Consider the following 16,996-nt stretch of genomic DNA (forward strand, 5'->3'; position numbering starts at 1 on the left):
ATTGCCACATTTTCACATTGCCACATTACTTCTCATACCGAAAATGTCCAACGATTTTCCAACTAAACAAGCAGTCTTCCAATACTTGTCCGCCACCAACATTGTGAACAATTAAATTGCGTTTGCCATCTGCCGATTTTTTGTGGGTAACAATACCTATATGTGGTAATTTATCAGCGATCATCCAAGTAACCAAGTCGCCTGTTTTATATTCATTTGGATTTTGAGAAATAGCTAATTTTTCTCCTTTTCTGGTAAAAAATACTTCCAAGTTGGGTACTCTTCGGTGGTCAATGTTTTTATCAGTAGTTTGTAAACCCCACGTTTTTGGGTAGCGTGAAAAATTTGCTTTCATGTCTTCATGGACTTCCTTCTGCAAATCGATGTTTAGTTTTCGATAAGCACGAATAATAACATCTGTACAAACGCCTGTTTTGGGAGGCACATCGCCATTTGGATATTTGACGCCTACATAATCTGGCGTGTAAATGACTTCAGGGTCAATAATTGAAAGTGCCGCATTGGAAAGTTTTTGATAAAAATCAGCCGCATTTAATGTTGTTTCCTTATTTTCATTCGGATGAATTGAAGCCGTTTCTTTGGTTGGGATTTCATTTTTACAGTTCAAAAATAAAAATGATGACAAAAGTAATGCGATTGATTTCATGTGTTTTTTACGCTATAGTTAACTTTAACGTAAAAAAGTTACTTTTGATATTCTGAGAATTTAAAATTTTTTATTGAATCATTTCTGTTTGGCCATTTTTACACATCGAAATCCTAGATGGTTTGTGCCGGTTTTAACTTCACCCTTGCCCCTTGTTCCCATTACATATCTTGAGCAATATTGATCGGAGCATAAAAAAGAACCTCCTCTATGAACTTTTTTTGCTACTCCGGGTTCTGCAGGATCATGGCTTTCGTTTGGGCCTTTTGGATTTTTAGTAACTTCATTTGGAGGCAAAGTATTAAAATAGTCATTTTTGTACCAATCCGAACACCATTCCCAAACATTCCCGGACATATCATACAAGCCATAGCCATTTGCGGAATACTGTTTTACAGGTGCAATTCCCTTAAAACCGTCGGTTCCGGCATCATTACTTGGAAAAATACCTTGAAAAGTATTGGCCATGTGCTTATGATTAGGCGTAAATTCATCACCCCAAGCAAACTTTTTGGCACTTAAGCCACCTCTTGCTGCAAATTCCCATTCGGCTTCAGTAGGCAAGCGTTTTCCTGCCCATTTTGCATAAGCCATTGCATCATCCCATGCAATATGTATGACAGGAAAATTCTCTTTCCCTATAATCGTGCTTCCAGGACCTGCAGGATGACGCCAGTTGGCGGCTCCAATGTAATCCCACCATTGGTAAAAATTATTCAAACTTTGAACTTGTGCGGGTGGACTAAAAACAACAGATCCAGCTACCAGCAGTTCAGCCGGAGCATCCGGAAATTCTTCCCTAGTTGGTATTATTTCTGCGATGGTTTTGTAGCCCGTAGCTTTTACAAAGGCTGCAAATTGAGCATTAGTTACCTCATGTTCGTCCATCCAAAAGCCGTCAACATATACTTGATGTACTTTGCAATCAGCAGTTAAGCCCCCAATTTGGCACATGGATTCACATTCTTCATCGGTACCCATATAGAAGGTACCTCCTGGAATCCAGACCATCCCAGGTTCTTTATTTACAGGGATATTCTGTTTATTTTCTATTGTTTGCTTTTCTGTTTTTTCTGTTGTATTCTGAACGTTTTCGCTGGCTTCATTTTTATTATTACAGGAAAAGAGTACAGAAAAAATCAACATCATCAACAGAAAGTGCGGGTTACAATAATTCATGAGTTAAGTAAAAGAAATAGAGATTAAATCTATTCAAATTTAAGATTTATTTTGATACTAGTCATAAGTCTTGCCGAAACTTTGGACAAGGATTTAATAAATACCTTTAGAAAATTAATTGTAACTATTGAGATTTATTTTGGTATCATTCATTTTTATTTTTAATAAATTCCACATAGTATTTTGATCTAAAAGCAAATTAAGCGTTTGGCTGAATAGACAACCTTAGTTAAAATTAATCTTTTAAATATTCTTCAAACGTTTTTAATGAAAAAGGAATTTGAAGTTTGGCAGCTTGTTCCATCAATTTTGATTTGTATTTCCCTTTTAAATCTTTAAAACCGGATGCTGCCGTATTAAATTTATCCATCACATTTTCAATATTCGAAACTTGTGAGGGAGATGGAGCATCAAATTGTGAAGCAACCGTGGCATAAATAGCACTTAATTTTTCTCTTAACTGGGGCTCAGCAGCTCCTACATACATGTCACCCGTGGTAACTACCATCGTGTTTTTTAATGAATTTAATTCCGAATCAATTTTCCCATTTGTTTTGGCTGATTTGGGATCTTTCTCCATTATTTTTTTGTTTAACGAAATCATTTCATCTAATTCATAAACCATATAAGCTAATTCTTCATTTTTGTCAAAAAGCATTTTAGTTGTTTCAGCTTGTTTATTTCGATCAGCTTCTGAAATGACACTTTTTGGATCATTTACTACTTGGAATTCTTTTACATAAGTTTCTTTTCCTTTGGTTAAAACAGCTTTGTATGTTCCGGCCGTTACTCTTGGTGCTGTAAATCCACCATAACTTAATGTTTTAGCGGTTGCTAGTTTCGGATTTTTGGTATTGAATCCCCAAGTAACAATATTGATTCCTTTTTGATTTCCCGGAGCAAGAGTTACTATTTTATTACCTTTCATATCTTGAATTTCTAAATCCATTTTTCCGAAAGTATTACGTTTTTTCAAATAATATACTAATTGAACCGATGTATTTGGATTGGGACCCACAAATTCTAATTCAGAAGCTGTCCCGCCAAAACTCGATTGCTCTTCAATAACAAAAGGTTTAGTGTCAAAAAAATGCACTTCTTTTTTCAAAATATCTTGATTTACTTGTCGTAACGGACTTATATCATCTAAAATAATGATTCCTCTTCCATGTGTTGCCATTACTAAATCATTCGTTTTTGGATGTAAATCAAGATAATGAACTGCTACAGCCGGCATTTCATTTTCAAATTTTGACCAATTTTTTCCACCATCTATGGTAATGTATAACCCTTTTTCAGTTCCTAAAAATAACAAGTTAGGATTTTTAAAATCTTCTTGGATATTTCTGGCAAAACCATCTATATCGGCAGTAACAATTGAATTCCAAGTTTTACCAAAATCGGAAGTCTTATAAACGTAAGAAGCATAATCATTTTTGGAATGTCCATCAAAAACGGCATACGCAGTACCCGCATCAAAAACACTAGCTTCAATATGATAACACCAAGTATTTTTTGGTAACCCTTTTAAATTCAAAGTTACATTTGACCATGTTTTTCCGCCGTCTTTTGTGATTTGAACATTTCCGTCATCAGTGCCAGCCCAAAGAACTTCTTTATTTAAAGGTGATTCAGCAATAGTGAAAATTGTACAATGATTTTCAGCACCGGAATTATCAACAGATAAACCTCCCGATTTTTCTGTGTTTGTTTTAGAAGGATCATTCGTTGTTAAATCACCGGATATTTTCCGCCATGTTTGTCCCATATCGTCTGAAACATGCACAAATTGACTTCCAGCATAAATTCTGTCCGGATTGTGAATTCCAGTTACAATTGGAGTATTCCAGTTAAAACGCAATTTAGGGTCGCCTTTTATTGCTAAAGGTTGAATGGTTTTTAATTCTTTAGAATCTAAATTATAACGCCAAATGTTTTCAGCACCCTGCATTTCACTGTAAATAATTTTTTTGGTTGGATGTTTTAAAACACGAAAACCATCGCCATAACCTACACTGTGCCAATCTCGTGCTTCAATTCCACCATCGCTTTTACTTGGGCCATACCAAGAGCCATTGTCTTGTAAACCACCATATATATTGTAAGGCTCTTCATTATCTAAACTTAAATGATAGTACTGAGAAAGAGGTAAATTTTTAACGATATCCATCGTATTACCTGAATCCCAACTTCTGTATAAACCTCCATCTGTAGCCACGTAAATTCGATTACTGTCATGTAAATCAACCGTTATATCATGAATGTCAGCATGCATAGCTCCTAGTGGTTTGAATGTTTTGCCACCATCTCTACTGATGGAACCTCTCAAACCACCTTTGTATAAAATATCTGGATTTCTTGGGTCAATGGTAATTCTTGAAAAATAAAACGGACGAACCACTAGTTCAAAATCACTGTTTAAATGTTTCCAAGTTACTCCGGAATCATCCGAACGATATAAACCTTTGTCTTTATCTTGTTCTGTTTCTAAAACAGCATACAAAATTTCAGGTTTTGAAGGTGCAGTTGCTATGGCAATTCGCCCTAATTGACCTTTTGGAAAACCGGTATGAATTTTATTCCACGTTTTTCCACCATCTGTAGTTTTGTATAGTGCAGAATTATTTCCGCCGGAATTGAATGACCAAGCTGTTCTTCTAAATTCCCAAAAACTGGCATACATAATATCCGGATTTTTAGGATCAATGACCAAGTCAGCACAACCTGTTTTTTGATCTACATAAAAAACTTTGTTCCATGTTTTACCACCGTCTGTAGTTTTATAAACACCTCGTTCTTCACTATCGCCCCAAAGAGCTCCTAAAACACCTGCCCAAACTATATCACTGTTTCTAGGGTCTACAATAATGGATGTAATACGATCAGATTTAGGTAAACCCATGTTATTCCAATTCAGACCACCATCAGTTGATTTATATATTCCGTCACCTACAGAAACACTATTTCTGGTCCAAGGTTCGCCGGTTCCCACCCAAATAGTATTATCAGGATTATTAGGGTCAATGGTTACACAACCAATAGATTGAATATGTTTGTCAAAAATAGGAGAGAAGGAGGCTCCACCATCAGAACTTTTCCATACACCGCCACCGGCAGCACCAATATAAATGATTTTATTGTTAGTGGGATGATTAGCAATATCTGAAATCCTACCACTCATAATGGCTGGGCCAATTTGACGGGCTTTAATATCACCATAAAGCTCTTTTCCTTTTAAAATTATCTCCTCTTGAGCTTGAGAAAAGCTTATAGAAAATAACCCAAGTAAACAAATAATTGAATTAAGTTTTTTCATAAAATAGATTAATTAAAAAATCCCCAACTTTAAACTTGGGGATTTGTACGATTTTTTGTAATTATTCTTTAAAGTCAAAAGCACTAGAATCAACAGTTGGATTCAATGTGATTTTTTTGATTTTCATGGCTTGTCCTCCTTGATTCATTGAAAACGGGAAATACAAACCATCCACTTCTTGGTAATCACTCATCGTGGTAGTGGAAATTTGACCTTTAGCAGGGCCTGATTTTACTTCAGTTTCAGTTAGAATAGGCACATTATTTTCAGTATCAAAATAATAAAAAACAACGTTGTCCATTTTTTGTCCATCAATGGTTTGAGGTTTTTTAGTCAATTTTATTTTATGACACTCTGTCCCTTCTTTAGTTTCTTTTCCTAAATATTCAGCTGTATAACCTTTTGCTTTATAATCAAGCATTGCATCCGGATAATCGTTTGCTTCATCTTTGATATTTTGAACCATTTCAGATTCCATTTTTTCGGCTTTCATTGTCATGAAATTAGTTGACCAAGCAGTAGTTCCGTCAAAAGCCATTTGTGTAATTTCCTGACCTTGAAAATTGATTTTCAAGTACATTTTACCTCCTTTAAGTTGAACTAGTTCAACGGGAATTTCCATCCCTTCATAGTTTACTGTCATTTCGGTTTTGGTACCGGTTAAACTTTTGAATTTTTCGACGCCACCAATATTTTTTAAATAAGTACTTATAATTTCATCTGCTGTTTGAGCATAAGTTGAAAAACTAACAAAAACAAGTAGCATCATGCTTACTAAAGATCCAATTTTTTTCATTGTAGAAGTTTTAAAATTTATTAATAAGTAATAAAAATAATAAATATGTTACATAAAATTTTATTTTTTTGTAATTTTATTTTTTTAAATTATTTAAACGCCAAACAGAATGGAAGAAACTAACTCTTTTTCAATTAAATATTGGGCAGATGATGACAAGCCCAGGGAGAAATTAATGCTCAAAGGAAAATCAACTTTGAGTGATGCTGAACTTTTAGCCATACTTATAGGATCAGGAAACCGAAATGAAAGTGCAGTTGAATTAAGCAAAAAAATTTTAGCCAGTGTTCAAAACAACCTAAATAGTTTAGGTAAAATGTCAATTCAACAATTAACAAAATTTAAAGGTATTGGTAAGGCAAAAGCCATTTCAATTATAGCTGCCGGAGAATTAGGAAAAAGACGTAAAGAGGAAGGAGTGCAAGAATTAATAAAAATTACCTCCAGTCGAATTGTTTATGAGATTATGCAACCTATTATTGGAGAATTGCCCCATGAAGAATTCTGGGTTTTATATTTAAATAATGCCAATAAGATAATTTATAAAGCTCAACTCAGTAAAGGTGGAATTACTGGAACAGTAGTAGATGTTCGTTTACTTTTGAAAACTGCCTTAGAAAATAATGCTTTATCTTTTGTTTTAACTCATAATCATCCTTCTGGAAAATTAATTGCGAGTGAAGCAGATATTCAAATTACACAAAAATTAAAATTGGCGGCAAAACAATTGGATATGTCTGTTATAGACCATATTATTGTAACTGAATACGGCTATTTCAGTTTTGCCGATGAAGGAATACTATAATTAACACACTATGAATGTCTGAAAAAAGAAAAAGTCAAGCCAAATTAATCCGAATATTTAGGAAAGTGCACCGAACAACAGGAGCATTTTTGTTTGTTTTTTTCTTTTTGATAGCAGTCACCGGATTTTTGTTGGGGATAAAAAAGCATAGTGGAGGAGTTATTCTACCCGATACAAAAATCGGCTCTACAACCCAACTAACTAAATTTTTACCTATAGATAGTCTGCAAAAGAATGCTAGTCGTTTTTTGGTAGATTTTCTTAACCAAACGAAAAAGATAGAAATTGACAGAATTGATGTTCGACCTGAAAAAGGAATAGTTAAATTTACTTTTAAATCTAATTTTTACGAAGTACAACTCGATGGTGCAACCGGAAATTTATTGCAGATTGATTTGAGACGATCTGATGTTATTGAAAAAATTCACGACGGTTCAATCGTTGATTACTATTTAGGATTTCAATCAGGCGTTTTTAAATTGATTTATACCATCATCATGAGTTTGGCTTTGATGCTTTTTACAATTACCGGATTTTGGCTTTGGTACGGACCAAAACAAATGAGAAAATCCTAAGCTAAATTTTAGAATTGATTAACAAATAATTTTTCATTTTAGCACTATCTTTCCACACCACAAACAAAGCTTGTATGATAACAATCAAAAATGTGTTTTTTTCGTATAATTCCACCACAGCATTTCATTTTCCTGATATGCATTGTTCAGCGTCTGAAGCACTACTTATTACCGGAAATTCAGGAAAAGGAAAAACCACCTTATTACACCTGTTGGGTGGATTGTTACGACCAGAATCGGGTTCGATTTCCATTCAAGATACCACTATTTCCTCTTTATCTGAAAAAGAATTAGATCGCTTTCGCGGAAATAATATCGGCTTAGTTTTGCAACAATCGCATTTTATGGCTTCTTTAAATGTGCTCGAAAATGTGGTGTTGGCTTCCTGGTTGGCCACCGGAAAAAAAGCAACCGACAAAGCAAAAGCACTTTTAAAAGAGTTGGATTTAGAAGATCAGATGTATAAATTGCCTTCCAATTTAAGTGTAGGGCAACAACAGCGGGTTTCGATTGCTAGAGCTTTGATTAATGAGCCAAAACTGCTTTTAGCCGATGAACCAACTTCAAGTTTAGATGATGAAAATGCGGCAAAAGTAGCGGATTTGTTAGTCCAATTGTCTAAAGAATACAACGCTGCATTGATAATTGTAACACACGACCAACGATTGAAAGATAAATTTTCTAACCAATTAAACTTAAACTAAATGATTGGAAAATTAGCATGGAAAAACCTTTGGTTTAAGCCTTTAAATACGGTTTTAAGTTTAGTTTTATTAACTGCATCCGTAGCAATAATTTCACTTTTAATTTTATTACAAGAACAATTTGAAAAACAATTTTCAAGTAACATTGATGGCGTTGATTTGGTTATGGGAGCACAAGGAAGTCCGCTGCAATTGATACTTTCTTCTGTTTATCACGTTGATGCTCCAACCGGAAACATTGATTACAAAGAAGCCGAAGTTTGGATGAAACATCCGTTTGTAGAAACTGCTATTCCCTTAGCTTTTGGCGATAATTACCGGGGATTTAAAATTGTTGGAACTACGCCCGATTATATAAAAAAATACACAGCCACTATTTCCGGAGGAAAAGTGTTTGAAAAGAATTTTGAAGTCGTTATCGGAAGTGAGATTGCTAAAAAACTTAATATCAAACTTGGAGATAAATTTTTTGGAACCCACGGCGATGCAGAAGAAGGCGATGTGCATGATGAATATGCGTATGTAGTAGTCGGAATAGCCTCTCCAACCGGAAAAGTAATTGATAATTTAATTTTATGTACAGTTGAAAGTGTTTGGGAAATGCATTCCGGACACGATCACGGTGGTGAAACACATTCAGAAGATGAAAATCCACCTCATGGCAAAGAAGGTCACGTGCATGTAGATGGAGACGAACATGACCATGAAGAGCATGTGCATGATGAAAATTGCAATCACGACGATGAAGTTTCCGAAAATCCCGATCATGGTGAAGAAGGTCATGTGCATGAAGAAGGCGATGAGCACGAACATGTAGAAGAAAAAGAAATCACCGCGGTTTTAATTAAATTTAAAAATAAAATGGGAATTATTTCTTGGCCTAGGATGATTGCTCAAAACACAAAAATGCAGGCAGCTCTTCCGGCCATTGAAATCAATCGTTTGTTTTCGTTGTTTGGAATTGGTTTACAAGCATTACAATATCTGGCCTACGGAATTATGTTCATTTCCGGTATAAGTATTTTTATTGCTTTATATAATCGTTTAAAAGAACGTAAATATGAGTTTGCGTTATTAAGAGTTTCCGGAGCTTCACGTATACAGCTATTGGCACTAGTGCTTTTCGAAAGCCTTCTACTATGCATAGTTGGATTTGTTTTTGGTACACTTATTGGAAGAATAGTCTTAATGATGATATCTGCTACCACTGACGAACAATTCAAAATGGCATTTAACCCAATGACAATTCTTTGGGAAAAAGAAGGACTTTTGTTTTTGGTTACTATCTTTGTGGGTGTAATTGCAGCGGTCATTCCGGCTATAAAAGCTTACCGACTAAATATTTCAAAAACATTGGCAAATGCGTAAAATATATATTTTTTTCATAATTATCTTCGGATTAATTATTTTTTTAGACAGTTCATTTATTCCTAAAATTGGCGTAAACCAAATTGATACAAAAACTGTAAAGCCATCTTTACAAACAGCCAGTTTTATGCCTGAATTAATCGAAAATGATGCTGTATTTATGCAAGTACCTGATACCTTATCATGGAAATTATTGGGAGTAATTAAATTTATAAAAAAACCGGACAAAGACTATCCGGATGGTGTAATGTTTCCAATTGTGAATTCAACTTTAAAAGAAAAAAACAAGAAGAAAATTGTGATGAGTGGATTTATTATTCCTATTGACAACGTATCATATGCTTTAAGTAAAAATGTTTTTGCCTCTTGTTTTTTCTGTGGTCAAGCCGGACCCGAAACCATTATGGGAATCAAGTTTAAAGGAGCGACACCAAAGCTAAAAACAGATCAATATGTAACCATGGAAGGAACTTTCCGTTACAATGATAATGATGTGAACGATTGGATTTATCATATTGAAAATGCCGTAATTATAAAAGGGGGTAAATAAATAAATTTATTTTTTGTGTTTAAAAACAAGACGGATGTTTTTTTTGATTTGGATCATACCTTGTGGGATTTTGAAAAAAATTCAGCATTAGCTTTTGAAAAAATATTTGAAAAACACCAATTAGATTTAAATTTAGAGGAATTTCTGTTGCATTATATTCCAACAAATTTGAAATATTGGAAATTGTATCGCGATGAAAAAATATCTCAAGAGGATCTTCGTTATCATCGGTTGAAAGAAGTATTTGATTTGATGAATAAGGATGTTGTGGATGAAATGATTCATTTATTGTCTCATGAATATATTCACTATTTGCCTCAATTTAATTATTTATATGAAGGTGCTTGGGAAATTTTAGACTATTTATTTCCTAAATATAAGTTGCATATTATAACAAATGGATTTCAGACTGTTCAAGCAGGAAAATTGAAAAACTCAAACATTGAACACTTTTTTCAAACCATAACAAATTCCGAAATGGCTGGAGTAAAAAAACCTAATCCGCTGATTTTTGAATATGCTTTAAAAAAAGCAAATGCCACAAAATCCAAAAGTATAATGATTGGTGATAGCCTTGAAGCAGATATTGAAGGAGCTATAAATGTTGGCTTAGATGCTATATTTTTCAATGAATTTAATGTATCGGTTGATGAAAAAATTCATCAGGTAAATCATTTAATGCTTTTAAAAGAATATCTTTAATTTTTAAAATTCAATTATGAAAAAAATAATTTTTGCTTTTTTTATCTTTCTTTCTAATTTAACATTTTCGCAAACATTGAATGATTATCAATATGTGATTGTACCTGTTCGTTTTGATTTTATGGAAAAGGATAATGAATATCGTTTGAATACATTCACAAAATATAATTTGGAAAAAATGGGTTTTAAGGCATTTTATAATAATACTAAAATTCCAAAAGAAATTGTTGAAAATGCTTGTGAAGTATTGAAAGTTGATATTGAAGAAGTAGGTGGATTTATTTGGACAAATCTCACTATTGTTTTTAGAGACTGTCAAAACAATATTGTTCATAAAAGTGAAGCAGGAAAAAGCAAAGAAAAAGACTTTAATAAAGCATACACAGAAGCTTTAAACTTAGCATTTGCCTCGTTATATGAGTTGAACTACAGTTATAATGGAGCAACTAAAAGTTTAAATATACCGGCGAATTCAACGGTTATTACTACAGAAGTTATAGAAACTGCAGAAGTAGTTTCCAAGCCACAATCAACAACCGAAAACAGTTTGCAGGCTTTGAAAATAAATGGAGGTTATCACTTAGTCGATACTGCTCAAAATGTTGTTTTCAAATTAACTTCAACAGGTAAAGCCGATTTTTTTATTGCCCAAAAAGGCAAACATTCCGGTGTTGTTTTTCAAAAAGAAGGGCAATGGTTTTTTGAATACAATCAAGAGGATAAATTAATTTCAGAAAAATTAGAAATCAATTTCTAGTAGCCATATTTATCTTTCCATCTGTTTTTTAAAAAAGTACGCAATTCTTTTTCACGTGGATTATTTCCGGGTTCATATAGTACATTATTTTGAAGTTCATCCGGGAGGAATTCCTGTTCTGAGAAATTATTTTCAAAATCATGAGCATATTTGTATTCGTCTCCATATCCCAATTCCTTCATCAATTTGGTAGGAGCATTTCTCAAATTAAAAGGAACCGGTAAGTCTCCGGTTTGTTTGACCAATTGTTGTGCTTTTCCTATAGCCAAATAACTTGCATTACTTTTAGCTGATGTGGCTAAATAAATTGCACACTGACTCAATAATATTCTGCTTTCGGGATAACCAATGGTTGTAACAGCTTGAAAAGTATTGTTAGCCATAATTAAAGCGGTTGGATTTGCATTGCCAATGTCTTCACTGGCTAAAATCAACATTCTACGGGCAATAAATTTTACATCTTCACCACCTTCAATCATTCTAGCCAACCAATAAACAGCCCCATTGGGGTCACTTCCTCGGATAGATTTTATAAAGGCGGAAACGATATCATAATGTTGCTCACCTGTTTTGTCATATAAAATAGTATTTTTTTGGACCAATTGCATTACTTTTTCATTCGTAATTTCAATCGGTTCAATATCTGTTGCATTGACTATTAATTCAAAAATATTGAGTAATTTTCTACCATCTCCACCAGAAAGTCTTAGTAAAGCTTCAGTTTCTATCAGTTGGATGTTTTTACTTTTTAAAACAACATCCTGTTCAATCGCTCTTTGTAACAGTTGCTCAAGATCTGCTTTTAATAATGAATTTAGAATATAAACCTGACATCTTGACAATAATGCTGGAATGACTTCAAAACTTGGATTTTCGGTAGTGGCTCCAATAAGTGTAACCCAACCTTTTTCGACAGCAGCTAACAATGAATCTTGTTGCGATTTGCTAAAACGATGAATCTCGTCAATGAACAATATTGGGTTTTTAGTAGTGAATAAACCACCACTTTGTTTGGCTTTTTCAATGACATCGCGAATGTCTTTAACTCCTGAATTTATTGCACTTAGCGTGTAAAATGGCCGCTTACTTTCTTGAGCCATAATTTGTGCTAAAGTTGTTTTTCCGGTTCCGGGAGGCCCCCATAAAATTAAACTCGGAATAATTCCTTTAGCAATTTGGTGCGTCAACGAACCATGTTCACCCACTAAATGTAACTGACTGATATATTCCGACAAATGTTGAGGCCTAATGCGTTCGGCTAAAGGTGCTTCCATGGTGTAAAAATACAGAATTCTGACAAAAAAGCACTACTTTCGTTTTGGTTGTATTTTTGATTTCTAATTTTTGATGAAACAAAAACCTTTTTTATTTTCTACTTCTGTAATTGCCTGGCCACTTTTTTTTGTGTTGGCTATGTGGATTGTCTTCTGGGTAGAGGTTCGTTTCAAAGTGGATTTTGATGATTATGGAATTTTACCCAGATCTTGGAGTGGATTAAGAGGAATTTTGTTGAGTCCTTTTTTGCATGGAGATATTAAACATTTGTATAATAATTCTATTCCATTGCTTTTTCTGATAGCCTTATTGCGTTATTTTTATAGAGAAGTTTCTTTGCAAGTTTTGATTTTTGGTATTCTTGTTTCAGGGCTTGGAACTTGGATTATTGGAAGAGAAAGTTATCACATTGGAGCAAGTGGACTCATTTATGTGTTGGTAAGTTTTATTTTTTTTAAAGGAGTTCAAACAAAATATTATCGATTAGTGGCTTTGTCTTTAGTGATTGTCATGTTATATGGAGGAACAATTTGGTATATTTTTCCTGAAGTTGATAACCAAATTTCTTGGGAAGGGCATTTGGCTGGTTTTATTACAGGGTTTTTGTTTTCTATACTATATAAAGCAGAAAAATATAAAAAGCCAATTCGATATGAATGGGAAAAGCCAAATTTTAATCCCGAACTCGATCCGTTTATGAAACATTTCGATGAAAATGGAAATTTTGTCAATACACCAAAAGAAGAAGAATTGGAATATATAGAGACTCAAAATCAATTTACACCTTCCTCAAATATTGTCTATGACTATATTTCAAAAAAAGAAGAATAAATTACTGTCTTTGTCTGACTACTTCATATAAAAAAGCACCACAAGCCACGGAAACATTTAAAGAGGCAATGGTTCCAAACATGGGAAGTTTAGCTTTTTCATCTACAATTTTTAAAACGGAAGGATTGACGCCACGGTCCTCGCTACCCATAATAATAGCTAAAGGTTTGTTAAGCGATAAGTCATACAAAGTTGAATCTGTTTTTTCGGTGGCTGCGATGGTTTTTACTCCGGAACCTTGCAGAAAAAAAATAGCGTCTTTAATGTGTTCTACTTTACAAATAGGGACATTAAAAACAGCACCGGCACTGGTTTTGACCGTATCGCCATTTACAGGAGCAGCTCCTTGTTTACCAATGATAATTCCGTCCACACCGGTACATTCAGCCGTACGGATGATGGCTCCAAAATTTCGTGCATCAGAAAGCTGGTCTAGAATTAAAAACAAGGGTGTTTTTCCACTTTCTAAAACGGTTGTCACCAAAGTTTCTAAATCATGAAATGAAACCGGTGCAATGGAAGCCACAGCTCCTTGGTGATTTTTTGAAGTCAATCGATTCAGTTTTTCAACAGGAACATAAGTGAAATTTACCTTATGTTGCTTCATTGTTTTCAACAAATCCCGCATCAAGTCACCTTGAGCATCTTTTTGTAAAAAAACTTTATCTAGTTCTTTTCCGGCTTGAATGGCTTCAATGATTGCTCTGATACCAAATATTTGATTTTCTTTCTCCATGCCGCAAAGGTACAATTAAGTTAGGAACTTAAAAACTCGATTTAAAACTAATATGAACGATAGAATTGGCTAATTTAATTGCCTCATCATTGGTACTTCCATTGGCATAAATTAAATTGAAAAGCCCATTTTTGGTTAATAATCCAAATCCAAAACCTAATCCTATAAGCGAATCATTCGAGGCATTTGTTTGGTCTTGGTAGTATCCATAATCAATAATGGAATGAACATACATTCCGGGAGAAAGCACATAACGATATTCGGTCAGCAACGAAGTGAATAAATTTCCTTGTAAACTGTTTTCGTTGAAACCTCGGATAGAATTGATTCCTCCAAAACGGTATAATTCATTTACAATATAATTTTCACTAGTTAACAGATAGTTTTGACTTTTGAGGTGGATGACATTTTTGGCATTTAAATAAAAATTATGCCTTAATTCCATCTTTCCAAAAACCTGATTTTGAGAATCTGTTTTAGAATCTCGTTTACCTAATCCAATTTTAAAATGGAACACCGTCTTTTCCGGAAATAAAAAATCATCAGTTTTGAATTTAGTAAATTCATACTGAGAGGTGACAAACGAATTTGTGAAATCACTGATAAAACTAGAATTTACATTTTGAATATCACTGGATTCTGTTGCTTGATAACCTAGGTAAAGTCTGCTGTTATAGTTAAAAAAGTAGCCTAAATCAATTGAAGTATTCGTGTTTTGAAAAGTGCTGTCTTTTTTAAATATGTTTAGCTCTGCTTTTATTCCTATCGGACTTTTAAATAGGTATGGAACTTGAAGGCCAATGTTAAACGAAGTTTGTTTTTTGCCGTCATTTTTCCAATAAATTAAAAATTGTTCGCCCGAGTTTAAAATGTTGTGCAATAAAATATCTAAATAACCATTAAAGCTGAATTTGCCATCTTCTTCATTTGAAAATCCTATAAAACCATCAAATCGGTTAGATTTTGCCTTTTCAAGATAGACATATATTTTAGTGGAATCCTGTGTAAATAATATTTCAGGGTATTTGGTCTGTTTTACAAACCGATATTCTTCTATTTCTTTAAAAACCTTTTGAAGCCCGTCTTGGTTAAAAGTTCTATTGGCATATAATCGCATTAAATTGCGTTTGTGACTTTCTGGAAATTTAGAAGACCCATTGATAACAATATCGTTCAGGATTCGCTGACTGTTTTTCTTGATTTTTAAATCAGCAAATAAAAGTGAATCTTCGGTTCTGAAATTTTCTAATTTCAAATTAGCCAATGAATACCCTTTTTGCTCCAACTTTTTTAATTGCAAATTCATAAAACTTTCCACAGAAGTAATTGGTAAAATCAATACATCGTTTTTTAATTCATAATTCTCTTGAATTAATTCACTATTTTCTTTACCTATGTATATATGTAGAAATGAAATTCTCTTGCCTAGTTTATATTGGAATAAAAAAGTAGAATCATTTGTTTTTATATTTCCCAGATTCTCACTTTCTAAAAAACCATTTTCAAAAAGCTTTTTGCTCAAAAGAGCGGTTTCCTCTATAATACTTTTTGCGTTCTCAAATCGATTTTGGTAACCAATGGAGTCAATTTTTTTAGTTTCAAAAGCAGTAGTTCCTTCCACTTTTAAATATACATTTTGAGCTTTCAATGAATAGCCAAATAAACAAAGAAATAGTATAAGAAGAATTTTTTTCAATCCATTTTAATTTCGATAAAAGTAACGTAAAAAAAGGAATTATGGTATAGAGCCTTTTTTTGCTTTTAGGCTCTATTCTTGGTATGAGAATAGTTTAGGTGTTTTATTTTATTCAGTTGTGCATAAATGCATCACTAAAAAAAAACCAGCTCAAACAAAATAAATAAATTATGATTTGTTTTGCTAAAAATATTTACTAAATTTAACATGAAAATATATCATAAATGTACACACACACATCGAAAGTTTAAAATTAGAAAACAGTATTGTCTTTTTTTTATTCTTTTTTTGGAAAATTTTTAATGTTTTCTCAAGAAAAAGATTCAGAAATAAACTACTCTTCCGCTGGAATATTTGACCATGTGTTTGATAAGGAAGGTAATGTTTATAAGTTAACAGATATTTCTATTTCTAAACCATATTTGATGAAGAACGGGACATTAACTACAACAACTTTGTTGTTTACTTCTGGAATATTTGAGTTTTACTTTGAAAGTGGTTCAGGAATGGAATTAACATCAAATACATCTCATAATCAGCGTAGGGCAATTTTATGTCAAGCTTTTCAAGACATTTCTGATTTTATAAATACACCATTAAAAAACGCAGGAAATAATACAAAAGTAAAAATATGGGTCATAAGTCCAACTGCTGTTAATTTACCAACTGCAGTAGCAGGTGGTGTTATGGCATATTATAGCTTACCAACGGGAATACTAGAGTCAGGTCCCACTACAAATCCCAATCTTGGGGGTATAGTTGATAATGAAATATGGAAGACAATTCACGCAGGGATAGATTCATATACAAATGTTTTTTTTCCGGGCCGGGGAAAGAAAAAAACAAAGGAAAAAGCGAATAAATAAAGAGCATAGTATTAATCTCAAAAATTTAGCCACCTGATTTTGTTTCCCCCAGCCCTAAAGGGAGCCAAAATCAGGACGTTTAGTGTAACCATTTCTCATTTGAATGTATAATACTCAATCGTTTCGAACTACTTTTTTTTTCCACCCGCCGCGGCGGGTCGGGGAAAGAAAAA

At 33.4% G+C, this 16,996-nt stretch carries 16 protein-coding genes; 9 read left to right on the forward strand and 7 right to left on the reverse strand.

All coding sequences use genetic code 11. The features are described from left to right. Positions 1-25: 25 nt before the first annotated feature. The 4 genes from ACIQ2Z_RS10665 to ACIQ2Z_RS10680 form a co-directional block, all read right to left on the reverse strand. Entirely contained in the window at positions 26-667 is a 642-nt protein-coding gene (locus ACIQ2Z_RS10665; RefSeq protein WP_396184126.1) for a DUF1287 domain-containing protein, read from the reverse strand. 78 nt (positions 668-745) lie between these two features. Continuing rightward, a complete protein-coding gene (locus ACIQ2Z_RS10670) occupies positions 746-1,846 on the reverse strand; it encodes a formylglycine-generating enzyme family protein (protein ID WP_396184127.1) in 1,101 nt (366 codons plus the stop codon). A gap of 235 nt (positions 1,847-2,081) precedes the next feature. Continuing rightward, positions 2,082-5,162 carry a WD40/YVTN/BNR-like repeat-containing protein gene (locus ACIQ2Z_RS10675; RefSeq protein ID WP_396184128.1) on the reverse strand — a complete coding sequence of 1,027 codons (3,081 nt, stop codon included), beginning with the start codon at positions 5,160-5,162 and terminating at the stop codon, positions 2,082-2,084. 61 nt (positions 5,163-5,223) lie between these two features. Continuing rightward, positions 5,224-5,958, reverse strand: coding sequence for an outer membrane lipoprotein-sorting protein (locus ACIQ2Z_RS10680; RefSeq protein ID WP_396184129.1), 735 nt, complete (start codon positions 5,956-5,958; stop codon positions 5,224-5,226). A gap of 109 nt (positions 5,959-6,067) precedes the next feature. On the opposite strand from ACIQ2Z_RS10680, the gene radC reads away from it, so the two are divergent. The 7 genes from radC (at position 6,068) to ACIQ2Z_RS10715 (ending at position 11,419) form a co-directional block, all read left to right on the forward strand. Further along, on the forward strand, positions 6,068-6,763 hold the full coding sequence (radC, locus tag ACIQ2Z_RS10685; RefSeq protein ID WP_396184130.1) for a DNA repair protein RadC: 696 nt from the start codon (positions 6,068-6,070) through the stop codon (positions 6,761-6,763). A gap of 14 nt (positions 6,764-6,777) precedes the next feature. Beyond that, entirely contained in the window at positions 6,778-7,338 is a 561-nt protein-coding gene (locus tag ACIQ2Z_RS10690) for a PepSY domain-containing protein (protein WP_396184132.1), read from the forward strand. Between the two features lie 74 nt (positions 7,339-7,412). Next, positions 7,413-8,042 (forward strand): ABC transporter ATP-binding protein, encoded by a 630-nt coding sequence (locus ACIQ2Z_RS10695; protein ID WP_396184133.1) that lies wholly within the window; start codon positions 7,413-7,415, stop codon positions 8,040-8,042. After that, entirely contained in the window at positions 8,043-9,410 is a 1,368-nt protein-coding gene (locus ACIQ2Z_RS10700) for an FtsX-like permease family protein (protein WP_396184134.1), read from the forward strand. Continuing rightward, on the forward strand, positions 9,403-9,960 hold the full coding sequence (locus ACIQ2Z_RS10705; protein ID WP_396184135.1) for a hypothetical protein: 558 nt from the start codon (positions 9,403-9,405) through the stop codon (positions 9,958-9,960). The genes ACIQ2Z_RS10700 and ACIQ2Z_RS10705 overlap by 8 nt, the downstream gene beginning before the upstream one ends. Positions 9,961-9,975: 15 nt before the next feature. Beyond that, on the forward strand, positions 9,976-10,662 hold the full coding sequence (locus tag ACIQ2Z_RS10710; protein WP_396184137.1) for a YjjG family noncanonical pyrimidine nucleotidase: 687 nt from the start codon (positions 9,976-9,978) through the stop codon (positions 10,660-10,662). Between the two features lie 16 nt (positions 10,663-10,678). Further along, positions 10,679-11,419, forward strand: a complete 741-nt coding sequence (locus tag ACIQ2Z_RS10715; protein ID WP_396184138.1) for a hypothetical protein — start codon at positions 10,679-10,681, stop codon at positions 11,417-11,419. On the opposite strand, the gene ACIQ2Z_RS10720 is transcribed toward ACIQ2Z_RS10715, so the two are convergent. Continuing rightward, entirely contained in the window at positions 11,416-12,693 is a 1,278-nt protein-coding gene (locus tag ACIQ2Z_RS10720; protein ID WP_396184139.1) for a replication-associated recombination protein A, read from the reverse strand. The genes ACIQ2Z_RS10715 and ACIQ2Z_RS10720 overlap by 4 nt on opposite strands. Before the next feature lie 73 nt (positions 12,694-12,766). On the opposite strand from ACIQ2Z_RS10720, the gene ACIQ2Z_RS10725 reads away from it, so the two are divergent. Then, positions 12,767-13,525, forward strand: a complete 759-nt coding sequence (locus tag ACIQ2Z_RS10725; protein WP_396184140.1) for a rhomboid family intramembrane serine protease — start codon at positions 12,767-12,769, stop codon at positions 13,523-13,525. Position 13,526: 1 nt separating this feature from the next. Here the strand turns inward: ACIQ2Z_RS10725 and rlmB are convergent, their stop codons facing one another. Both rlmB and ACIQ2Z_RS10735 read right to left on the reverse strand, forming a co-directional pair. Continuing rightward, positions 13,527-14,261, reverse strand: coding sequence for a 23S rRNA (guanosine(2251)-2'-O)-methyltransferase RlmB (gene rlmB / locus ACIQ2Z_RS10730; protein ID WP_396184141.1), 735 nt, complete (start codon positions 14,259-14,261; stop codon positions 13,527-13,529). Between the two features lie 28 nt (positions 14,262-14,289). Further along, entirely contained in the window at positions 14,290-15,957 is a 1,668-nt protein-coding gene (locus ACIQ2Z_RS10735) for a hypothetical protein (RefSeq protein ID WP_396184142.1), read from the reverse strand. A gap of 302 nt (positions 15,958-16,259) precedes the next feature. Here ACIQ2Z_RS10735 and ACIQ2Z_RS10740 point away from each other — a divergent pair, with 302 nt between their 5' ends. Then, positions 16,260-16,823 carry a hypothetical protein gene (locus ACIQ2Z_RS10740; protein WP_396184143.1) on the forward strand — a complete coding sequence of 188 codons (564 nt, stop codon included), beginning with the start codon at positions 16,260-16,262 and terminating at the stop codon, positions 16,821-16,823. The last annotated feature ends 173 nt before the right edge of the window (positions 16,824-16,996 follow it).

Source organism: Flavobacterium sp. (assembly GCF_044361015.1).
Classification (GTDB): domain Bacteria; phylum Bacteroidota; class Bacteroidia; order Flavobacteriales; family Flavobacteriaceae; genus Flavobacterium.

Bases quoted from the DNA above. Each gene is read 5' to 3' on its own strand.
- ACIQ2Z_RS10675 (WP_396184128.1), bottom strand. From the start codon at position 5,162: ATGAAAAAACTTAATTCAATTATTTGTTTACTTGGGTTATTTTCTATA.
- ACIQ2Z_RS10700 (WP_396184134.1), top strand. From the start codon at position 8,043: ATGATTGGAAAATTAGCATGGAAAAACCTTTGGTTTAAGCCTTTAAAT.
- ACIQ2Z_RS10720 (WP_396184139.1), bottom strand. From the start codon at position 12,693: ATGGAAGCACCTTTAGCCGAACGCATTAGGCCTCAACATTTGTCGGAA.
- ACIQ2Z_RS10665 (WP_396184126.1), bottom strand. From the start codon at position 667: ATGAAATCAATCGCATTACTTTTGTCATCATTTTTATTTTTGAACTGT.
- radC (WP_396184130.1), top strand. From the start codon at position 6,068: ATGGAAGAAACTAACTCTTTTTCAATTAAATATTGGGCAGATGATGAC.
- ACIQ2Z_RS10705 (WP_396184135.1), top strand. From the start codon at position 9,403: ATGCGTAAAATATATATTTTTTTCATAATTATCTTCGGATTAATTATT.
- ACIQ2Z_RS10680 (WP_396184129.1), bottom strand. From the start codon at position 5,958: ATGAAAAAAATTGGATCTTTAGTAAGCATGATGCTACTTGTTTTTGTT.
- ACIQ2Z_RS10690 (WP_396184132.1), top strand. From the start codon at position 6,778: ATGTCTGAAAAAAGAAAAAGTCAAGCCAAATTAATCCGAATATTTAGG.
- ACIQ2Z_RS10715 (WP_396184138.1), top strand. From the start codon at position 10,679: ATGAAAAAAATAATTTTTGCTTTTTTTATCTTTCTTTCTAATTTAACA.
- ACIQ2Z_RS10725 (WP_396184140.1), top strand. From the start codon at position 12,767: ATGAAACAAAAACCTTTTTTATTTTCTACTTCTGTAATTGCCTGGCCA.
- ACIQ2Z_RS10695 (WP_396184133.1), top strand. From the start codon at position 7,413: ATGATAACAATCAAAAATGTGTTTTTTTCGTATAATTCCACCACAGCA.
- rlmB (WP_396184141.1), bottom strand. From the start codon at position 14,261: ATGGAGAAAGAAAATCAAATATTTGGTATCAGAGCAATCATTGAAGCC.
- ACIQ2Z_RS10740 (WP_396184143.1), top strand. From the start codon at position 16,260: ATGTTTTCTCAAGAAAAAGATTCAGAAATAAACTACTCTTCCGCTGGA.
- ACIQ2Z_RS10670 (WP_396184127.1), bottom strand. From the start codon at position 1,846: ATGAATTATTGTAACCCGCACTTTCTGTTGATGATGTTGATTTTTTCT.